The organism is Parasphingorhabdus sp., from assembly GCF_048269865.1.
Classification (GTDB): domain Bacteria; phylum Pseudomonadota; class Alphaproteobacteria; order Sphingomonadales; family Sphingomonadaceae; genus Parasphingorhabdus.
In genome coordinates this window covers 282,022-302,622 of record NZ_JBLWUA010000001.1, presented here as the reverse complement: position 1 = coordinate 302,622, position 20,601 = coordinate 282,022, and the positions used below count along the sequence as shown (strand labels likewise).

The 20,601-nt window shown below is 55.4% G+C and carries 20 protein-coding genes; 9 read left to right on the top strand and 11 right to left on the bottom strand.

The genetic code is table 11. The features are described 5' to 3' along the window. Positions 1–23: 23 nt before the first annotated feature. Positions 24–758: an HpcH/HpaI aldolase/citrate lyase family protein gene (locus ACN0WW_RS01465; protein ID WP_417608640.1), complete on the bottom strand. Its 735-nt coding sequence runs from the start codon at positions 756–758 to the stop codon at positions 24–26. Between the two features lie 194 nt (positions 759–952). Here ACN0WW_RS01465 and ACN0WW_RS01460 point away from each other — a divergent pair, with 194 nt between their 5' ends. After that, positions 953–1,861 (top strand): DUF1838 family protein, encoded by a 909-nt coding sequence (locus ACN0WW_RS01460; protein WP_417608638.1) that lies wholly within the window; start codon positions 953–955, stop codon positions 1,859–1,861. A 79-nt stretch (positions 1,862–1,940) separates the two neighbouring features. Here ACN0WW_RS01460 and ACN0WW_RS01455 read toward each other — a convergent pair whose 3' ends face one another. Next, a complete protein-coding gene (locus tag ACN0WW_RS01455) occupies positions 1,941–2,624 on the bottom strand; it encodes a hypothetical protein (RefSeq protein WP_417608636.1) in 684 nt (227 codons plus the stop codon). Between the two features lie 136 nt (positions 2,625–2,760). On the opposite strand from ACN0WW_RS01455, the gene ACN0WW_RS01450 reads away from it, so the two are divergent. The 6 genes from ACN0WW_RS01450 (at position 2,761) to ACN0WW_RS01425 (ending at position 10,961) form a co-directional block, all read left to right on the top strand. After that, positions 2,761–5,247 (top strand): TonB-dependent receptor, encoded by a 2,487-nt coding sequence (locus ACN0WW_RS01450; RefSeq protein ID WP_417608634.1) that lies wholly within the window; start codon positions 2,761–2,763, stop codon positions 5,245–5,247. A 119-nt stretch (positions 5,248–5,366) separates the two neighbouring features. Then, complete coding sequence (locus ACN0WW_RS01445) at positions 5,367–6,662, top strand: MFS transporter (RefSeq protein ID WP_417608631.1); 1,296 nt, start codon at positions 5,367–5,369, stop codon at positions 6,660–6,662. Continuing rightward, the gene (locus ACN0WW_RS01440) at positions 6,662–8,212 is read left to right on the top strand and encodes an FAD-binding oxidoreductase (RefSeq protein WP_417608629.1); all 1,551 of its coding nucleotides are present in this window, start codon (positions 6,662–6,664) and stop codon (positions 8,210–8,212) included. The genes ACN0WW_RS01445 and ACN0WW_RS01440 overlap by 1 nt, the downstream gene beginning before the upstream one ends. Positions 8,213–8,317: 105 nt before the next feature. Then, a complete protein-coding gene (locus ACN0WW_RS01435) occupies positions 8,318–9,373 on the top strand; it encodes a nitrilase-related carbon-nitrogen hydrolase (RefSeq protein ID WP_417608627.1) in 1,056 nt (351 codons plus the stop codon). Beyond that, positions 9,370–10,602 (top strand): class I SAM-dependent methyltransferase, encoded by a 1,233-nt coding sequence (locus ACN0WW_RS01430; RefSeq protein WP_417608625.1) that lies wholly within the window; start codon positions 9,370–9,372, stop codon positions 10,600–10,602. The genes ACN0WW_RS01435 and ACN0WW_RS01430 overlap by 4 nt, the downstream gene beginning before the upstream one ends. Then, on the top strand, positions 10,599–10,961 hold the full coding sequence (locus tag ACN0WW_RS01425; RefSeq protein ID WP_417608623.1) for a hypothetical protein: 363 nt from the start codon (positions 10,599–10,601) through the stop codon (positions 10,959–10,961). The genes ACN0WW_RS01430 and ACN0WW_RS01425 overlap by 4 nt, the downstream gene beginning before the upstream one ends. 12 nt (positions 10,962–10,973) lie before the next feature. Here the strand turns inward: ACN0WW_RS01425 and ACN0WW_RS01420 are convergent, their stop codons facing one another. After that, on the bottom strand, positions 10,974–11,666 hold the full coding sequence (locus ACN0WW_RS01420; RefSeq protein WP_417608621.1) for a hypothetical protein: 693 nt from the start codon (positions 11,664–11,666) through the stop codon (positions 10,974–10,976). 103 nt (positions 11,667–11,769) lie between these two features. Here ACN0WW_RS01420 and ACN0WW_RS01415 point away from each other — a divergent pair, with 103 nt between their 5' ends. Together ACN0WW_RS01415 and ACN0WW_RS01410 are read left to right on the top strand one after the other, a co-directional pair. Further along, positions 11,770–12,498 (top strand): hypothetical protein, encoded by a 729-nt coding sequence (locus ACN0WW_RS01415; protein WP_417608619.1) that lies wholly within the window; start codon positions 11,770–11,772, stop codon positions 12,496–12,498. A gap of 15 nt (positions 12,499–12,513) precedes the next feature. Then, entirely contained in the window at positions 12,514–13,668 is a 1,155-nt protein-coding gene (locus ACN0WW_RS01410; RefSeq protein WP_417608617.1) for an FAD-dependent monooxygenase, read from the top strand. A gap of 11 nt (positions 13,669–13,679) precedes the next feature. On the opposite strand, the gene ACN0WW_RS01405 is transcribed toward ACN0WW_RS01410, so the two are convergent. Genes ACN0WW_RS01405 through ACN0WW_RS01370 form a run of 8 tightly spaced genes read right to left on the bottom strand, consistent with a single transcriptional unit; the run spans position 13,680 to position 20,528 of the window. Continuing rightward, the gene (locus ACN0WW_RS01405) at positions 13,680–14,702 is read right to left on the bottom strand and encodes a zinc-dependent alcohol dehydrogenase family protein (RefSeq protein ID WP_417608615.1); all 1,023 of its coding nucleotides are present in this window, start codon (positions 14,700–14,702) and stop codon (positions 13,680–13,682) included. 3 nt (positions 14,703–14,705) lie between these two features. Beyond that, positions 14,706–14,963, bottom strand: a complete 258-nt coding sequence (locus ACN0WW_RS01400) for a hypothetical protein (RefSeq protein WP_417608613.1) — start codon at positions 14,961–14,963, stop codon at positions 14,706–14,708. Next, positions 14,960–16,144 (bottom strand): methyltransferase domain-containing protein, encoded by a 1,185-nt coding sequence (locus tag ACN0WW_RS01395; RefSeq protein WP_417608611.1) that lies wholly within the window; start codon positions 16,142–16,144, stop codon positions 14,960–14,962. The genes ACN0WW_RS01400 and ACN0WW_RS01395 overlap by 4 nt, the downstream gene beginning before the upstream one ends. 11 nt (positions 16,145–16,155) lie before the next feature. Beyond that, a complete protein-coding gene (locus ACN0WW_RS01390) occupies positions 16,156–16,611 on the bottom strand; it encodes a hypothetical protein (protein WP_417608609.1) in 456 nt (151 codons plus the stop codon). Then, positions 16,608–18,047 (bottom strand): aldehyde dehydrogenase family protein, encoded by a 1,440-nt coding sequence (locus ACN0WW_RS01385; protein WP_417608607.1) that lies wholly within the window; start codon positions 18,045–18,047, stop codon positions 16,608–16,610. The genes ACN0WW_RS01390 and ACN0WW_RS01385 overlap by 4 nt, the downstream gene beginning before the upstream one ends. Further along, the gene (locus ACN0WW_RS01380; protein ID WP_417608605.1) at positions 18,044–18,967 is read right to left on the bottom strand and encodes a polysaccharide deacetylase family protein; all 924 of its coding nucleotides are present in this window, start codon (positions 18,965–18,967) and stop codon (positions 18,044–18,046) included. The genes ACN0WW_RS01385 and ACN0WW_RS01380 overlap by 4 nt, the downstream gene beginning before the upstream one ends. Then, the gene (locus ACN0WW_RS01375) at positions 18,964–19,848 is read right to left on the bottom strand and encodes a polysaccharide deacetylase family protein (RefSeq protein ID WP_417608603.1); all 885 of its coding nucleotides are present in this window, start codon (positions 19,846–19,848) and stop codon (positions 18,964–18,966) included. The genes ACN0WW_RS01380 and ACN0WW_RS01375 overlap by 4 nt, the downstream gene beginning before the upstream one ends. Next, a complete protein-coding gene (locus ACN0WW_RS01370) occupies positions 19,848–20,528 on the bottom strand; it encodes an isochorismatase family protein (RefSeq protein WP_417608601.1) in 681 nt (226 codons plus the stop codon). Before ACN0WW_RS01370 ends, ACN0WW_RS01375 begins: the two co-directional genes overlap by 1 nt. Positions 20,529–20,601: the final 73 nt, after the last annotated feature.

The following is a 20,601-nucleotide window of genomic DNA, read 5'->3' as shown; positions in this document are numbered from 1 at the left end:
TTATCTGCAAAATGTTCTGTTTGTTATACTTCCGCGGATTCAACGATCCGGCGGTATCGCTCCATGACCGGCGCTTCCAGCATACGGCCATTATGACTAATCGCCTTGCCACCCGCGCGTTCATACGCCTCCAAAGCGTCCCTTGCCTCAGCGACTTCTGCCTCACTCGGCCGCATCGCCTGCTGAATGGCGGCAAGTTGCTTGGGATGTATCGCGGCTTTCGCATGAAAGCCCATCGCTTTGGCTCTGGTGCATTCCTCGGCCAAACCCTGCTCGTTCGCCATATCGATATAGGGCACATCGATAGCCGTGATCTTTGCCGATGCGCAGCACATGATGAAGGCTCCTCGCACAGCAAGCAACGGCTCCCATTCCAGTTTAGTGCCCAGCTCTGCGGAGAAATCCCCGCCGCCAAACATCATCCCGGTCACGCCATCGCTTGCAGCAATAGCATCGCCTGCCCGCAGCCCCTTGACGGTTTCGATCAGTGGAATCAGCCCGTCGACCTTGTCGCCGAGTATCGCGTTGGCGATTTCCACCTCGTTCGCGCTTTCCACCATAGGCATGAAAACGAGCGAAGGAAGATCATCCGCGCTGCCCAGTGCGAGCAGGTCGGCGAGCCCCGCAGCCGTTTTTAATCCGTTGATTCGGACCGCCGTTTTTTGCCGGTCGAGGCCGGAAAGAGCGTTTAATACTGTCTCGCGCGCGATGTCCTTTTGATCGGCGGGAACGGAGTCTTCAAGATCGATACAGATCATATCTGCGCCGCTGGAGGCTGCCTTTGAAAAGCGTTCTGGGCGGTTTGCCGGAACGAAAAGGAAGTTTGTTAGAGAGGCCATGAGTTCCAAATCTGTGAAATTGCGATATTGTCCCTTCACAATTTGTCCGGACAAATATAAAGTCAACCTGAAAGTGAAATTAAATCTGTTAAATCACTTCTGGAGAGCAGCTTATGAAACGATATTTTAGACGTACCGCCACGCTGGCCGTGATTGCCGCGACGACATTGGCCGCACCGATTTCGGCGCGTACTTTGGACCCGGACAAACCGGAAGATGCCCTTGAAATCATGAAGCGGATGCAATGCGGTGAAGCGGACGGCGTACCCGCAGTCTATCACTGGTCGGGCAAAGTCTATTCGCGTGTAAGAGGCGAGCCGGACCGGCATCTTTTCAATGGTGAAGGGATGAATATCCGGCAGTGTGTCCGCATCGAGGATCCGAAACGCGGAGTAGGCTATCGGCAGGTTAGCCGGGAAGTGATGTTCTATCTTGATCCCGAAACCAATGAGGTTCTCCGAACCTGGGAAAATCCCTGGACCGGGGAAACCGTAAACGTCATGCAAATCGCCAACGATCCGGTCAACAGTCGGCCAAATTATCCCTATGCCGCTGATGGCGCACCTTTCAAGATGTCAAGTTTGCGCCGCCAGGGTCAATGGCTTTTCATGCCGTTCGAAGCGCCGCTCTTCTATCACAATGTGCTGGCCGGCGACTATCAGGACTATGTCGGCAACAAATATCATGCGATGGAAATTTTTGATTTCGCAATGCTGGCAGACGAAATGCTGGATACCAAAAACCCCACCGCTTATCCGACCGTCAGCTGGGTTCGCATTTCCGACTGGATGCCCTGGATGAAAATGCGGGGACGACAGGGCCAGATCGTATTCAATGCCATGGGTGCCAAGCTGAAGAAATATGAAGACCTGCCGAAGGTCATCAAAGACGAGGTCGCCCTGAACCATCCCGAATATACGACGCCGCCTCCCGGTGATGATCCGCGTCCCAATGAAACGACCTGGACCGTATTCAAGAAAATGGTCGACGCCGAACGGGCCGCTAAAGCACAGGAAAAATAATCCGCATTGAATATCCCGTTATGAAAGGCCGGCCGCAAAGCCGGCCTTTCTTTTGCCTCAGATATTCATCCGATGTCGATCAATAGGGTTTGGTGTTGCCCAGGAACGCCGTCACCACGAGCAGCAAGTAGACAATCCAGACCCAGATACGAGTCCGGTTCATGGTATGAAGCAGCGGAATTTCGGTTTCGTCAGACGATCCTTCGGCAATCAGCTTGCCCAGCTGCGGACCGACAGGTTTGAACGCAACGTCGATCATGATCGCAGCGGCAAATATCAGCCCGAACATCAAAGCCTTGGTCGCCAGCCAGACCGGCATCAACGGCGCGCCCTGAATCAAGGACACCAATCCCAGGCCGAGGTAGAAAGCGGTCAAAGCGTAGGTAAGATAGGATTCGATTTTGCGATCGCGAACCGCTCGCTCGGTCTGATCGTGACGGTGGGCATCCCACACCAGCCAGAGCCAGAACCCGCCGATTGCCCACGCCGCAACCAGCGCCCAGCCGGGCAGATCCCACCAACCGCCTGCATCGAGCATAGTCAGCGTCAAAGGCACCATCAGCGCCCAGGCGGAACGCGGAACCATGTCGAGATTGACAAGGAGTTGCAACAGCACCAGCCTTTGCGGCAGATCATATTTGTCGCGTTTGCGAAAATGCTGCCCGAGCATGAACACGCCGACGTCGGCGCCCAGCCACAAAACAAAGAGCATGATGTGTACAAAAACCAGAATCTGGTAAAAACCGATCGTTGTGAAATCCATAATTTTCTATCCTTATGCGCCATTTTTACCACAGATAACGAGTCAAATGATCGTCTGGCGAATCAAATTCTTGCCAAACTGTATACTCTATGTAAATTTGTCCGGACAAATAATATAGCCCCGGGAGTATCATAGAGTGAAAAAACTACTGCTTGCATCAGCGGCCTTGACCAGCCTGACCATTGCTTACCCAGCGTTTGCGCAGTCCGCCAACAATGATGAAATGTCCGAAAACGAAGGACTCAGCGTTATCGTTGTGACCGCCCAGCGCCGCGAAGAAAGCGTCCAGAGCATCCCGATTGCGATAAGCGCCTTCGACGATGAAGAACTGCTGCGGCGCGGCGTATCCAGCGCTCTTGAAGTGGCGCAATTTGTCCCCAACCTGGTGGGCCTGAACAATACCGGACTCGGCTCGGCGAACTCCTATTATCTGCGCGGAGTCGGCAACAGCGAAACAATCCCCACCTTCGATCCGCCGATCGGCACCTATGTCGACGACATCTATCTCAGCCGCCAGAACGCCAACAATCTTTCGCTGTTTGATGTCCAGCGCCTCGAAGTCTTGCGCGGGCCACAGGGCACCCTGTTCGGTCGCAACACGACCGGCGGCGCCATAAACATATTTTTGAAAGAACCCGGCAATGATTTCGCCGGTTTTGTCGAAGCTGGATATGGCAGCTATAATAAATATATGGCGCGCGCGTCGGTTGACTTGCCTTTGGCAGATAGCTTCGCGGTTAAAGTTTCCGGCTATTTTCAAGATGATGACGGCTACGCGAAGAACACAACCACCGGCGAGAAGGTCAATGAAAGCGATGGCTGGGGCGTCCGGCTCGGCTTCCGCGGAGAGCTCTCCGACACCGCCAGATGGACCGGTTCCTACATGCACACCCGCTCCGAAGGCGGCAACATCCTCAACTTCGATTGCGATCCCGCCAATCCATCCAACTGTGATGGTCGATTCGTCACCACCGGATATACCAAGGACGGCAATTTCGGGGGCCTTTTCACGGGCAAGAAGGATGGTTTTGGCCTTGGTAACAAGACCGATATGGACTTCGTGTCGTCCAATCTCGAAATTGGCAGCGGCGAAGATATTTCCGTCAATATCATAACCGGATATGTCTACACCACGCAGGACTATGCCATCGACTTCGCTGATGGCCGCGGATTGCCGAGTCTCAGCAGTCCGATCCCGCCAGTTCTCGGCTATACCCGGGGTGGTTTCACGATCACCAACGAAGGCCAATTTTCGCAATTTACCCAGGAAATAAAGGTCAACGCTTCGCTTGGTGACGGATTGCTGGATCTTGTGGGTGGCGTCTATTATTTCGAAGAGGATAATTATAGCGATTTCGGCGACCTCTTTTCGATCACCGTACCAGGGGCACCGGCACCAGCTGGATTCCCGCTCATCTTGGCGGATCGCACCTTGCGCAACTCGACCAAAGCCTATGCAGGCTATTTGCAGGGCGATCTTAACGTCACCGACCAGATCAAGCTGACCGCCGGTATTCGATATACCGACGAAACCAAAAAGTTCAGCATCACTGACAATCGGGCAAGCTGCAATGATGGCACGCTGGAAGCGACGTGCATCGACAATCGGAACCTGATCGCGACCAACGGCGCGGCCATTCCGCGGACCCAGACCACCAAAATCTGGACGCCGCGATTTGCAGCGAATTTCCAACCAAATGACGACCTGTTGCTGTTCGTGTCTGCTACCCGCGGCTTCAAGTCAGGCGGCTGGAACGCCCGCGGCACGGCACCGAGCGAATTGTTGCCTTTTGGACCGGAAACAGCATGGAGCTATGAAGCTGGCATTAAATCGGAGTTGCTCGACAACCGTTTGCGGGTCAACCTCACCGCCTATTTGCTTGACGTCGGCGACCTGCAAACGCCGGCTGCATTTACGCGGGCCGATGGTTCAATCGCATTCATCACCCGTAACTTCGCGGACTATGAGAACAAGGGCATCGAACTGGAAATCAACGCCGTTCCGGTGGAAGGCCTGAACCTGTTCGCCTCTTTCGGCTATCAGGACGACAAATATAAGATCGATGCCAATGCTCCCGTGCTTGATGCTTATGGCGTCAGCTCGGTTGCCAGCCAGCAAGCGGCTTGCCTGGCCCAGCTGGCAGCCAATCTTGTGCCATCCGGCGGCGCAACGGAAGCTTCAAATTGTGGCGTTGGTATCGTCGCACCGGACGGAAGTATTGCGGAACCGGTCCGGACGCCGAAGTTCAGCCTGGCAATCGGAGGCAGCTATGAAGCAGAACTTGGCGGCGGCCTTTCTCTGATCCCGTCGGTCAACGCGAGTTGGCGTGACAAGAGCGAAGTCGGCACCAGTGAGTTCAGCCTGTTTACCGGCTCAATCACCAGTTCGACCGGAACCGTGTTTCCGTCGAATCCGTTTAGCGGTGATTTTATTACCGGTTCGTTCAGCGATAGCCGCTGGATCGTCAACGGCAACATCACCCTGCGCAGCGATACCGGCTGGGCACTGTCGGCCGAATGCGCCAACTGCTTCGATGAAGAAGCTGTCGAGTCCGCACTGGCCAATTACAGCTATCTAAACCCGCCCCGCACATTCCTGATCAAGGGAAGGTTCGATTTCTGATATCGAACGGGACAGTTCAGACAAAAAAGAAGGCGAGCCGTATCGGTTCGCCTTTTTTGTTCTGGTATATTAAAATGCCGGGAGTATAGTTGTCCGGACAAATTCATGAGTGAGGACATATGGTAGCGACCACAGAGCAACGCGGTGAATTTGCCCTCGGCTGGAAAGTGCTGCTTGCCAGTGTGCTGGGCGTCGCTTGTGGCGCTTCGCCAATACCATTCAATGTGATTGGCTTTACCGTTGAACCCCTGATCGCTGAATTTGGCTGGACCCGCACCCAGATCGTGATGCCGATTACCATCTTCGGAATCATCGCATCTCTGCTGGCACCCTTGTTCGGATCGCTGGCAGACAAATATGGCGTGCGCAAAGTCGCACTCTATTCAACGCTGGCTTTCGGCTTGTCATTCGGTTTGATTTCACTAACGCCAACAGCGCAGGTGACATCCACACTTTATATCTATTATGCCTTGTGGGTGCTGGTCGGGCTCGTCGGCATCGGCTCAACACCGGTTAGCTGGAGCCGTGCTATCAACCTGTGGTTCTACAAGCGGCGCGGGCTTGCTTTGGGTATTCTGTTGATGGGCACCAGTCTTGCGGCGATTGTCGTACCCAAGTTGGCGGTGTGGGGAATTGAAAATTACGGGTGGCGGTCGATGTTTGCGATCATTGCGTTCCTGCCGCTGGCGGTTGCACTACCGCTGGGATACTTCCTGTTTCGTGAACCGCGGCCTGACGAGCGCCCGAAAGCCATCAACAGCGCCAGCGGGAATTTGACCGGCGTAACGTTAGGGGTAGCGCTGAAGGACTATCGGTTCTGGCTGATCTGGCTTTCTATCGCCACTATTGCCGGTGCTTTTGGTGGTGCCTTTATCAACTTGCCAGCCATGTTGTCAGATCGCGGGCTCGACGCGCAATCCGCTGCATCGGTGATGGGAGTTTTGGGAATCGGTATTTTTGCAGGACGGATTATCACCGGAATGCTGCTCGATCGCTTCTGGGCCGGCTTTGTCGCCTTCCCCTTGCTCTGTCTGCCGGCGATATCTTGCTATTTGTGGCTTGGCGACAGCATCGAGTTCCCGGTAGCGGCTACGGCCGGATTTCTATTGGGATTTGCCGCCGGTGCCGAAAGCGATCTGATCGCCTATCTTACTGGCCGCTATTTCGGCATGGCTCATTATGGGAAAATCTACGGCATGCTCTATATGCCATTCGGCTTTTTCTCCGCCCTTTCACCGATCATTTACGCCAATGTCCGGGATACAACCGGCAGCTATGACCCGATCCTGTCGGTAGCCATATTCGCCTTTTTCATCGGAGGCGGCTTGCTGATGTTGCTCGGGCGCTACCCCGAGAGCCTACCGGAAGTTGAACCCCCCGCCGATAAAGGCAAACTGGCAATGGAGGCCCGCTGATGGCTACGAAACCGAACCTGAGCGCAATCGATCACATTTCCGAAACCGGCGTAGCCGTGCTGACCGACGCGGACACACTTGATTATTACGCGCACGATGTTTTTGAGCGCGGCGCGGATTTGCTGGCGGTTGTAAGGCCGAGCAACACCAAAGAATTGTCGGCGGCTGTCGCTGCCACGACCGCGCAGAATATAGCCGTAATCCCACGCGGCGGCGGGATGAGCTATACCGGAGGCTATACATCAAAACAGCCAGATTCGGTGCTGTTTGATCTCGCCGCGATGGATCGGATACTCGAAATAAACGAAACCGATATGACGGTCACAGTCGAGGCAGGCTGCACCTGGGCGGCTCTTCACGAGGCTTTGCAACCCAAGGGCCTGCGCACGCCATTCTGGGGAACTTTATCTGGCCTTAAGGCCACTGTCGGCGGTGGTATGAGCCAGAACGGAATCTTTTGGGGCTCGGGCCGCTATGGCTCAGCGGTGCAAAGCTGCATCGCGATGGAAGTCGTGCTCGCCGATGGCACGATACTGAATACAGGCAAGAATTTCACCCGCCCCTACGGCCCTGATCTGACCGGTCTTTTTCTCGCCGACACCGGTGCTTTGGGTATGAAGGCGACGATTACCCTGCGCCTGCTTCCCGAAGCAAAGGCACATGGCTATGCGAGCTTCACCTTTGAAAACCATGAAGATACGTTGGCTGCACTTGGCGCCATCGAGCGCGCCGGTGTCTCGACCGAATGTTTTGGATTCGATCCGAGCTTGAACGCCATTCGCATGAAAAGAGATAGCCTGACCAGTGATGCCAAAGCCCTCGGCAAGATGATGAGGAAACAAGGAACGGTGTGGGGTGCGATCAAGGAAGGGGCGAAGGTGGTGGCAGCCGGCCGCGACTTTATGGACGAAGCCAAATTCTCGTTGCACGTTCTCACTGAGGCCAGGCTGCAGGCAGCGGCAGATGATGATCTCGCACATGCCCGAAAAATCGCGTTGGCCCATGGTGCCACCGAAACGGAAAACACGATTCCCAAAATCATTCGGGCAAATCCATTCGGGCCGCTGAACTCCATGCTGGGACCTGAGGGCCAACGATGGGCTCCCATTCACGGCTTGCTGCCTCACTCGCGCGCAACGGACTGCTATAGTGCGATCATTGCATTGTTTGACGAACATAAAGACGAGATGGACGCACTGGGCATATTCACCGGCACATTGGTATCTTCGGTTGGCGGGTCCGGCATGATAATCGAGCCCTGCCTCTATTGGCCAGACGCGTCCAACCCACTCCACCGCGATACGGTCGAAGACGCGCATCTGGCGAAATTGCCCAAGCTGGACCCCAATCCGGCAGCCTGGGCGTTTACCCAGAGGATGAAGCAGGCACTAGTCGACCTGTTTCTTGATCACGGCGCGGCCCATTTCCAGATCGGTCGCACCTACCGCTATCGCGACAGCCTTGACCCCGCAGCAGACGCTCTGCTGGTCGATATGAAAAAATCCGTCGATCCGAGAGGCCTGATGAACCCGGGTGCGCTGGGCCTCTAGAGAGCGATGGATTGTGACCGTAGACAGATTTTGGCAGCCGCGATTTGCACTTCCGCGCCGACAAAGCTTTTTGCGAACACCCGGAGCAACGATGGTGAAGACAATATGACCAATACCAAAACCTATGCCGCCGTCGCTATGCAACTGGCGGCGCGCTCGGTCGAGAAGGCGCCGGACAAGGCCAGCGCCCGGTCGCAGATGATAGCAATGATCGGCGAGGTTGAAACCAAAATCCGTTCTGCAACGATTTTCATTCAGCAATATGCCGGTAGCCCCGTCAAGCTGGCCGTGCTGCCAGAATATTTGCTGACCAGCTACCCCGGCCGGATTTCAATTCCGGACTTTGCGGACAAGGCAGCCCTCGAGGTGGATGGCGCGGAATATGAAGCAATGGGCGCAATGGCCCAACGACTTCAGATGTTCATCGCCGGCAATGCTTACGAGGTTGATCAGAATTTTCCGGGAATCTATTTCCAGACCTGCTTCATTATTGCGCCGTCCGGTGATGTCGTGCTGCGTTATCGGCGACTCAACTCAATGTTCGCCCCGACACCGCATGACGTCTGGTCGAAATATTTGGACATCTATGGGCTGGAAGGTGTGTTCCCGGTCGCAAAGACAGAGATCGGCAATCTCGCAGCAATCGCATCAGAGGAAATTCTTTACCCCGAAATCGCTCGTGCCCACGCGCTGCGCGGGGCAGAGGTTTTTGTCCACAGCAGCTCGGAAATCGGGTCTCCGCTGGACACACCGAAGGATATCGGAAAGCGTGCCCGCGCGCAGGAAAACATGGCCTATGTGGTTTCGGCCAATACAGCCGGAATTGAGAACACCACGCTGCCCCTGGCTTCGGCAGACGGCAACAGCATGATTGTCGACTACAAGGGGCGAGTGCTGGCTGAATCCAATAGCGGCGAAACCTTTACCGCCTTTGCCGATATTGATCTTTCAGCCCTACGCGCCGCACGCCGCAAACCGGCCATGACCAATTTCCTCGCACGTCAGAGACTCGAGCTTTTTGCCGCAACCTATGGAGATATACGGATACACGCCGCAGATGGTCTGATGAAGGATGGACAGGCGCAAATTCCCGACCGCGACTATTTCCTGCGGACACAGGAAGAAGTGATTGAACGGATGATCAAGGAAGATTTGATATGAGCAACGACAATAAACTGGATGTAGCCCCACCTTATACCGCAGTCGCGCGTCATGGGGTGTCACCGATAGCGTCGCATGACGAGATTGCCCGCTTTGATTTCCTCGCCAATTTCAACAAATTCATGTCGAGCGCTTTAAGCCCTGGCAACAAGCTGGCCTATGACAGCCGGGTTCTCCCGAAGTTCAAAAAAGAGCATGGACGCGAACCCAAGGACCGGTTTGAAATCCGCAAGGCGATGAATGAGGATCCCTTTCATCAATTCTGGTCAGCGCTGAAACGCAATTCAATGGAGATGCGGCAGCAAAATGGTAGGGCGATGGTGCTCCGCCAGATCGACGAGCTCAATGCAAAGGCCCGGCAGTTTAATGAAGGCCGTGATACGCTTGAATTCGATCCAGAGATTGAGATTCCTCGCTACCAGAGCGCGGTCGATATCCACTGCATGCCGGGGAACTATCACGGCGAAGAACATCCCGGCGATGTTTCAGCCGGCGCCAATTATGATTGCGGGATATTTGCGACGACAGCGGGTGGTCTCGGCGCATTATCTGATGGTGGTGGACAGGCGCTTGTCGAGTGGATCAAGAAAGAACGTCCCGGCTGGAACCCGCGCCGCATGCTCGATATCGGTTGCACCATCGGGCACAATATCGTCCCCTTGGCGCTTGCTTTTCCCGATTGCGAACTTATCGCGATCGATACCGCAGCGCCGATCTTGCGCTATGCCCACGCCCGCGCGCAATCGTTGGGCGCGACCAATATCAAGTTTATCCAAGCCAATGCCGAAGACCTGTCACGCTGGGGAGACAAGGAATTTGACTGGGTCCAAACGACCATGTTCCTCCATGAAACCAGCGGCAAAGCATTACCCAAAATATTGTCCGAAGGGTACCGGGTGCTCAGCGATGGCGGCTTGATGCTGCATCTCGAACAGCCAGAATATCATGAAGGCATGCCGCATTTCGAGCAGTTTTTGCGCGACTGGGATGCGTTCAACAACAACGAGCCATTCTGGTCGTCGATGCACGCGCTCGACATGAAGGACGAAATGATCGCCGCCGGTTTTGACCGCAGCGAACTTTTTGAAACTGGTGTCCGGGCTGTTGTCGACCGCGAGATATTTCCCGAAGCACCGACCGGCGATGACGAAGACCATGGCCGGGCAGCCTTTTGGCATGCCTATGGCGCCTGGAAAAATTCTGAACAGATGCAGGAGGCAGCGGAATGAACGACGGAGCATGGGACTGGATGGCCGCGGCCAACAAAAAGGCCAAAGGCAAGAGACCCGAATATTTCGATGACCCCGAAGACGAACGGATGCTGTCAATCCTGATGGCGGTAGTCGGTGAGGTTTCGGTACTGCGGGAGCGCATGGACACCGTGGAACGTTTGCTGGACAGCAAAGGTACCATCTCGCGCGATGATATCGAGAGCTATGTTCCGGACAAGCAGGCCGCCTATGAACGCGGCGCCATGATTCGGGAATATATCTACCGTGTGATGCGCGGTCCTCACCAGATGGTCGAAGAACTCAGGCAGGCTGAGCCACCGTTGGAAGACGTCAGCAACGAGCTTAAAGAAACCTGAGCTGTTGCGCGCCTAAAATGGCTTGACCGCTCCGAGGAAACAGACGCTCGCAATCGTAATCCAGTAGATATAAGCCGCAATTCGGGCTTGTCCGATTTCGCGCTCAAGAGCGGCTTCTTCAGCCGCATTCGGGCCCTGAGCCAATACCCTGAACCTTGCGGTCCAGCGGCGCATAACCAGCCGCAAAAACAGGCCGATGCACAAGGCAAAGGCATAGAGCGCCATTTTGGAAGGATACCAGCGGCTGCCCTCGCCTGCCACAATCGGACCGCTATCCTGAAATGCAAGGAAGGCAACGACGAACAAGGCGAGGATCAGCGGGTAGCGCAATTTCTCCTCCAGCATGGTGATGGTTATCCCCAAATCGGTTTCCCGCTTGAGGAAGGCCGTCCAGGTCATCGCCAGCCAGACCGCAAAAAACAGCCACATCCACCAGATTCCAGCGCCTTCCAGCACCGGCACAAAGCCATAGAGCTTGCCCATATGCAAACCGAGCGGCAGCAACAGAACAATACCTGTGCGCGCCAAAATATCGATTCGATAGGCGGTTTCCATATGGCGCTTCCGCTCATCCAGCGAAAGATTGCGGTTTGTGACATTGTAGCTCGTCTGAAACACGCCCCACTCGCCGCCAAGCCAGTAGACCATTGCCAAAATATGCACCCAACGCAAAATGCTGAGTTCGTTAGCGGTTAAAAATTCCATAGCTGCCCCCGTTCATCAATCCGAACAGGTTTAATTTGTCCGGACAAATTATTCTTGGCAATCGGATAATCGGCTGGCATGATAAAAACAAGGAGAAATAATCATGCAGCATCGTATCATTGAAGGGCGTCTGGAATATACGTCTCGCAAACCGGAAATGGATGGCCAGAACCGGGGCTTTGAAACCTTCATGTTCACCCGCCATGGGGACGGCAAGGTGACGATGCGCGCGCATTGCGAAATTTATGAACCCGAACCAACCGTGATGCGGGATATCATCTATGCGATGGACGAGAATGGTCAGCCGATGGATCTCCATGTCAGACTAACCGTCGGTGACGCCTTCATGGGCTCGGGTTGGATGCGATTTGATGGCAGCCATATCGAGATGGAAAGCTATGGCCCGTCGATCGGAAGATTGTCACAGCGTGTTGCAGCAGAATTGCCCCTAAGCGGTTTTGGCACCCATCCAATCGTATCTGATGGCTACATGCTCTCGTTGCAGGATTGGGATGCCGAGGACAAACGCTTGCTCAATTGTTACCTCCCCTCGCCCGATCATCGTGGCGCCACGCCGCCCCAGATTGCCCAGGTCAAAATCGGCGCCCTCTATCTCGGAAAGGAGGAAGTGACAGTGCAGGCGGGCACCTTCCAGTGCAAACATCTGCAATTTGTCGACGATTCCAGCATCGTACCCGGCACTGGCGGAATGGCTGGCGAGCACCCCCCTTATGACGTCTGGATCACTGACGACGAAGACGGGATTTTTGTTCAGGGCGGCGTCGGCGGCTATATGATGACCTGGTACGAACTGGCAGAACTCAAACGCTAGCGCCGGAGCGCCATCATGAAAATATTGATCATCGGTGCCGGATTGGGCGGCCTGACCGCAGCTATTGCCTTGCGGCAACAGGGCATCAATGTCGAGGTGCATGAGGCGGCCAGTAAACTTGAGGAAACCGGCGCGGGCTTGACTCTTGGCTTGGGCGCTCAGCATGTTTTTCGCGCTCTCGGACTACAGAATACTGTGGCCCAACAAGCCTGTCCGGCCGGTAAGCTGCCCTTTCTGCACTATCAGAATGCCCGCCTGCTGATGGGCGACTTTGATCATGGAGACGGCCGCGCGGACGATGGCAAAGCCAATATCGTGCGTCATATTTACCGCGCGGATTTGCAGCAGGTGTTGATTGATGCGCTGAAGGAGCTGGGTGGTCCTGTTTTCACCGGTCATAAGCTCTCGGATTTTCGCGATACCGGCGATCAAGTCACCGCTCTGTTTGCCAATGGCGACACGGCAACCGGTGACTTACTGGTCGGCGCAGATGGCGTCCGATCCGCCGTCCGGGCCATATTGTGGCCAGACGATGCGCCGCGCTTTACCGATCATGTCGCCTATCGTTTTCTGGTACCGATGGCTCAAGCCAGGCCGTTCATGGATCTGGGTCGGAGCGCGATATTCATCGGCCCTCAGCGGACATTCAACAGGTACACCATGTGCAATGGCGAAATTGTCAATTGCGCCGGTCTCGCAGAGACAACCGAGGCGGTGCCGGAAGGCTGGTCCATCGGCGCATCGGAAAGCGAACTGGCGAAGGCGTTTTCCGGGTGGCACGAGGATGTAGTCGGGCTGATCGGCCATGCCTCCAATATAATCAAATGGGGTCTCTATGATCGCCAGCCCCTGGAAACATGGACGCGCGGCCGAACAACTTTGTTGGGCGACGCGGCCCATGCGATGCTTCCCTTTCTGGGGATGGGCGCAGCAATGGCGATCGAAGATGGCTATATTCTGGCTAAGACTCTGGGCCTGAGCACCGATTGGAAGCAGGCACTGCAGCGTTATGAAGCAGCGAGAAAGCCACGCACCGAGCAGGTGCATGCGGCCTCAATCATACAGGGCAAAGTGACCCAGGCGATCGATCCCGATCGGTTTGAACCAGCATCTGCCCCGATGAACAATATGGATATGATGGCCTTCGATCCCGTCACTGCCCCTGTCTAAAACACCGATATTCAGTCCATACGGATCAGAATCTTGCCAAAATGGGCACCACTTTCAAGGTGGCGAAATGCTCCAGGCGCGTCGGCAAAAGTAAATTCCTTGTCCACCGGATTGCAGATGCCATGATCTGCAACAACGTCCAGGGCCGCGACCATCATTGCGCGGCTGCCGGACGCCAGCCCCTTGATGGTTATATTCTTGCCGATGATTGCGCCCTGACTGGCGCTGGCTTGCGCCTGCGGCGTTCCCGATAGCGCACCGAGCGTACCAATGCGTCCATTCACTGCGGTTGCTGCGACCGTCTCTTCCAGCGCCGGAAAACCCAGCGTATCGACAACCACATCAGCCCCTCGACCATTCGTCTGCTCGAGGAGTGCCGCTGCCCAGTCCGGTCGATCACGATAATTGACGGTGAAGTCCGCACCCATGGCCTTGGCACGAGCCAGTTTTTCGTCGCTTGACGAGGTGATCGCAAAATCCGCGCCGAGCGCCTTTGCCAGTTGCAGCGCAAATATCGAAACGCCGCCGGTTCCTTGAGCCAGGACCAACTCTCCCGCCTCAACATCGGCGAAGGCGACCATGCCATGCCAAACCGTGGCCGCGACCACCGCCAGCGACGCTGCGGTTTGGTCATCGACACCGTTTGGCACAGCGATGGCCGCGGTCGCAGGAAGCTTGATCTTTTCGGCCAGCCAGCCATCGGCTGTCACCCCGAGATCGGCCCCAAATACACCGTAATTATAGGGTCCATCGAGCCAACTGAGGAAATGCGGTGCCGTCACCCGATCGCCGACCTTAAAACCGGAGACTTCTTCGCCCACCGCTTCAACGACACCGACCCCGTCGGACAGCGCAATGCGGTCTTCCGGCAGATCACTGCCATAATCGCCGCGCAACACCATCAGGTCGCGGTAATTCAAACCCGCCGCGGTGACCTTGACCAGCAACTCGCCGGCCCCGATCTCCGGTTCGGCACGCTCTGACATCCGCAGGCCCTGAATTCCAGAGCGCGCGCCAATTTCCCAAGCTTTCATTATCTATGCTCCCTCGCGCAGCGGCGCAAATATGCGATCGATAAACTCCTTCAGCTTGGCCTCCTGATCTGCGGCCGTCGGTGCGCCGCCTTCCAGTTTTATCAGCCGCTCTTCCTGGACCCACATTTCCTGGGCCATGTTCATGATCACGGCAACGAACCGATCCATACCGGGGTCATCAAAAAATTTAGGTTTCCCGTCCGGTCCGTAAATTTCTTTTGGCGTGTCATCGGGTTTAAAAGCAGGTTCTGTCAACGTCATTTCCACGCTCCAAATCCGAACCACATGATACCTTCTGCAAGCCGCCCCGTTGTTTCGCTGTCGACCGCATTAGCCTCTTCATCGGCGATTGCATTGGTCACAGCATCCGGCCCGTAAACACCGATACTTGGGACAACGAACTGAAAATAATCATCTGCTGAAAAACCGCCGTTTTCGCACAGCTGCTTGGGGTCTTCATCGCGGAACCCCTTGTAAAAGGGTTCGCTATTATACCAGCTGTCCCAATCCAGATAGAATCCGTCAAAAGCATTCATCTGGCCGTTCGGCGGCAGCTCCATATGCAATAATAGCCCGCCGGGCTTAAGTACGCGATAGGCTTCCTTGAACACGGCAGCGCGGGCTTTCTTGGACAGCTCGTGCAAGAACATGGACGAGAAAACGAGATCGAAACTTTCGTCTTCATAATCCAGCGCTTCCGCCGACATCTGTTTGAAATGCACTTCCTGCCCCTGCATTTTGGCGCGCGCAGAACCATAGAGCAGACCACCTGCCGCCACATCAATGGCCTCCACATGGGCATCCGGGTAAGTCTGCTTCCAAGGCAGGGTATTATGCCCGATGGTGCAGCCGGTATCCAGGATCCGTTCCGGCTTGAAATCCGGATATTTGCCGGAAATATAAGCCGCCATCGACAAGCCGATATCGTCAAGATTGGCACCCATCAGTCCCATCGAAAAAACCGCCAGGCCCTGATCATAAACCGCGCCAGCCTCAAGCGATTCACCGCCTCTGGTATAGCTGCCCGGCATCAGATGTACTTCAATGGCATCGACGTTACGCGGAATGGCAAGACCAGGATTGAGCGAGACCGAGCCGGATTCGCCCTCCACCTTCGCTGCCTCTGATGCAAGCCGTTCGATATCGCGGTCAACCACTGCCCCGGCCGCATTCCAGACCATCTTTTGGGCGTGCACCCGCATGGAGGAATAGATGTTGAATGCGGTATCACCGCGCATCGCCTGATGGGCTTCATTGCTGGTTTCCGGTGCTCGACCGGTTTCGCGTGCGAAAGCAGGGGCCGCGCGGTTATCGTAAGCCTTGCGTAAGTCCCCGGCGAGATCATTGAGAATGAAAGACCGGATACCCGACACAAAGCGTCCGCGCGCCGCCTCTTCAGGTCTCAATTCCGGTTTCATCGGATGTTGTAGTTCAACGCCCATAAATAATACTCCTATGTTGCTCGTTTTTCGTCACATAATGTCCGTCGATAGGGGATACCGTCACGGAACCATTGCCAAGTGCGCGCCCTTGATCGACCGTCCTGGGCAAGCTCAATCATCTCGGTATAGCGCTCACCTGGGGCATCCCGTCGATCAAGGCGCAATAAGATGAGACCATCGCTTTCCCAGCCATAGCCGACGAACCGCTCGGTTTCCCAATATAGCTTGCCGTCCCGATAGATGCCGCCAAATTCAAAATGTTGCTTGCGGCCATCAGCCCAGATCAGATCATTATGCTGAATATAGGCGAAGTCTCCACCATCGGGAAATTCGCAGTGGGTCAGTGTCCGGTGCTCGTCCAGAATATTGCCGGCCTCGTCCTGATGACGATAGGTCCCGTCCCAATGGCCTTCATGCGCTAGCATGTTTGGCATATGCTCGGCCATCAAGGCCCGCCAACCGGTCATCGCAGATATCCTTCCGCGAAATTTTCTTCGGCAAAATCCTGTATCCGGGCGGGCGTCCCGGTCTGACGGATCAGCGCCTGTTTGCGGAAAAAGCGTGTCATGCCGCTTTCTCCCATGCGCGATGGGCCCATCCCGGACAGCTTGAAACTGGAGTTTTCCGCATCCCATACCATCGCGGTCATGGAGCCGTCATTGATGGAAATTGCCCCCGCCTCGAGCCTGACAGCGATCTCTTCCGCCTCTTCGGATGAGCCGGCCAGCACCGCCGCAGACAAGCCATAGACGCTGTCGTTCGCCTGGCTGACCGCCTCGTCAACATTGTCAAAAGATATGACCGGCAGCACAGGGCCAAAGCTTTCATCGCGAACAATCGCCATATCCGCCGTCACATCGGCGATCACCGTAGGCCGCAAATAGGTGCCACCATCTAATATTTCCAGATTTCCTCCAGTCAGAACCCGTGCACCTTTCTGTTTCGCCTCGGCAATCTGATCAGCAATTTTCTGGCCCTGGGGCGCGAAGATAAAGGGTCCAATTTCGCCCTGATGGATATCGGGATAATTGAGCCGCACCTTTTCCGCTTCGGCGACCAGTGCCTCCAGAAACGGCTCATATATTGCCCGTGCCACATAGAGACGCTCAATCGACTGGCAGGCCTGACCGGTTGCCAATATGCTGGAACGCAGCGCTGTCTTCGCCGCCTCGACGGGATTCGCACTGGCGAGAATTATCATTGGATCCTTGCCACCCAATTCAAGATTGGCGGGGATGAACGCCTCGGCAGCGGCTATCGCCACCTTACGGCCAGTGGCCACTGATCCTGTGAAGCAGATATAATCGACGTTGGCGACCAGCGCTTCGCCGGTAGCCGCATCACCAACGACTATCTCGAGAACCGCGGCAAGTTCAGGCACGTCGTCGATGCTGGCTATAAACGGCTCGACAAAGCGCGGGGTGATCTCCGATGGCTTGATTAATGCCGCACAGCCGGCAAACAGCGCCGGGATCGCATCGATGGTGCTGAGCGTCATGGGAAAGTTCCACGGGGCAATCGCGCCAAAAAGCGAGAACGGCACCAGCCGGGTACTGTTTACTACGGTCGGATTGGCTGACGGGACATCCGAAGGGGAGTTACGGTCGATAATCTTTGGCGCCTGTTCCGCCCACCGTCTTATGGTTCCCGGTACGCCGCCAACTTCAATTGCCGCAATACCTGCCCTGCCAGTATCGATCGTCAATTGTTCGATAATCGCAGGGGTATGTTTTTCAATCGCGTCGGCCCAACGCAGCATGACGTTGCAGCGTTCGGCGATCGGCAAGGCCGCCCAATGCCGTTGATTGGCGCGCAGACGGCTCGCTGCTGCGGCTATTCCCGCTCCGTCCACCGGCGTGATTTCATAGTCATCTTGACCGGTACGAGGATTTCGAACCTTCATTGCTGGGAGCTCCAGCTGTCGACGATGGCATCGCCACGAGCAAAGCCAATCTCAGATCGCTCGGCAAAGGCCGCGATCAGCTTTTCGAAGGCAGCAATGCGATAGGGCAGTCCCATGATATATGGCGTTAGATGCATCGGCAGCATCCGCGCGCCAAATCGATCCGCTTCACTCAGGAGCCAGTCTGCCGCATCGGTCATCTGCTGCGCATAGCTATCGACTGACTGCTGCTGGACATTGATGATCTGTCGATCCGACAATTCATGGTTGAGTGGAACGTTGGTAATGGCGCCCGCTTCGGTCTGGAACGCATAGGGCAATTCGTCGTTCACCCAGTCGCACATATAGTCGACGCCCGCTTCAACGAGCAGTTTCGCGGTGTTGAAACTTTGCGAGCGGGCGATTGAGAGCCAACCACGCGGACGTGCCCCTGTAACTTTCTCCAGACTGTCGAGGGACCCAGCGATCAAGGCGCGTTCTGCTGCCTCGTCCATTCCGCCTGCAATCGTGCCGTTCATATCGGTACTATGAGCAATAATCTCATGCCCTCCTGCGAGGATATCCTGGATAAGCTGCGGATAGCGCTCGGCGATCACGCTGTTGGTTGCCACAGAGACCCTTGCGCCAACTTTTTCAAACGCACCGAGCAGCCGGTAAATCCCAATCCGTGTGCCATATTCACGCGCCGTATAGTGCCGGTAGTCCGGATAAGCGGTCTGCATATGTCCCGGCGCCCGAAAAGGGTCATCATTCGGCACCATGGGAAAATATTCCAGACTGACGACCGGCCAGATCATCAGTTTCCGGGCATCCGGCCATGTTATCGGCTTGCGCGAGAAAAATTTCGAATAGGGATAATAATCATGGTCCATGCCACGGTGGCGTTTGGGATATTCGAGATAGCTGGGATCAAGGCTCATGCTGACTGCTCCCGGAAACGATCAACGATGTCTCCCGCCTTGGTGATCCAAGCCCTGCCATCGCCAGCAATATGCTCCAGTACCGATTCAAATGGCCCAATGCGGTGTGGCTGGCCAATCAGATAGCTGTGCAGAGGTATGCACATCACGGTTCCGGACTGTGCGCCCTCTTCCGCCAACCGGTCATATTGCCGGATCAGCGTATCCGCATATTCGCGCGGCGACATGTTGTAGATGAAGAAGCCGTAATGATCGTTGACCTCAAGGCTATAAGGAATCGCGGTAAGTTGACCGGATTTCACTTTAATGTCGGTTGGCTGATCGTCGTGATAGAGATCGCACGTGTAGTCGAGACCATATTCGGCAAGCAGGTCCAGCGTTCGCGGGGTATGAGTCAGCGCTGGCGCCAGCCATCCACGGATCCGCTGACCGGTAGTCCGTTCCACCGTCGCGATACTGTCTTCAATGATCGCGCGTTCCTGCGCCTCATCCATCCCATAACTGTACCGCGTGTTGTAAATACCGTGGCTAAAGAACTCCCAGCCACGTTGATTCGCGTCCTCGACAACTTCAGGAATATGATCACAAAGCGCGACCGAAAGACTGACGGATCCCGGGAAACCATATTTGGTCATCATCTCGGCCATGCGCCAATGCGAGACCCGGTTGGCGTGATCGCGATGACCATAGCCAACAACATCCGGATGCGGCTTGGCCCAGCTCTTGCGATGCGGATTGATCGCCGGATCAAGCTCGTAATATTCGAGGTTCGGAGCGACCCAGACCGCGCAGGTTTTGCCATCCGGCCACTCGATCTTGGGCCGGTTTCGGTACGGCAAATAATCGTAAAGCTCTGGGTCAGATTTCTGCACTTCGGGCACTAGCGCGCCTCCAGCCAGTCGATCACCGTCTGCACGGGCTCGACATCTGCATATTTGATCTGCAAATCGGTCAGATTGGCGAAATGATAGCTCTCATGCTTGTCGGCGCAGGTTTCGATCGGGACGATCGTTCGATAGCCATGGCTGAGCGCATCCACCGCCGTCGCGCGGACGCAACCTGACGTCGAACCGCCGGTCACGACGACCGTGTCGACCTTGTGCCAGACCAGATAGCTGGCCAGCGGTGTTTCAAAAAACGCGCTCGGCATGCGCTTTGTATATTGCAGGTCATCCGCATCAACATCGCAGCGCGGGTCGAGCTTGTGCCGTTCGCTGTCATATTTGATATTTTGAAGAGAGTCTTCGGTGTCGGTGCGCGTGCCCCATACGCCGGCATCACTGGCATCGTTCTTATAGGCGACCCGGCTCCAGATTACCGGCATATCCTTTGCCCGGGCAAGACCCGAAATCTGGTTTATATATTCGATCTGCTTAGGATCGGTTTCATAAGCGGTTTTGAACAAATCGGTCCGCGTATAGGCTTGTTGCACGTCGACATTGACGATCGCGAGCTTCTCGCCAAATCCAAATTTCTTGCGGGCCGGGTTGCCGACGATTTCCGCGAAAATTTCTCTCGCGGTACGACCATCTTCAACCATCTTGGTGCCAATTAGCGTCATAGTCTGTTTACTCCGGACTCGATAAAAGTACATTAATCAGAAGAAAAAGCTTGTCGAGACATATTTGTCCGGA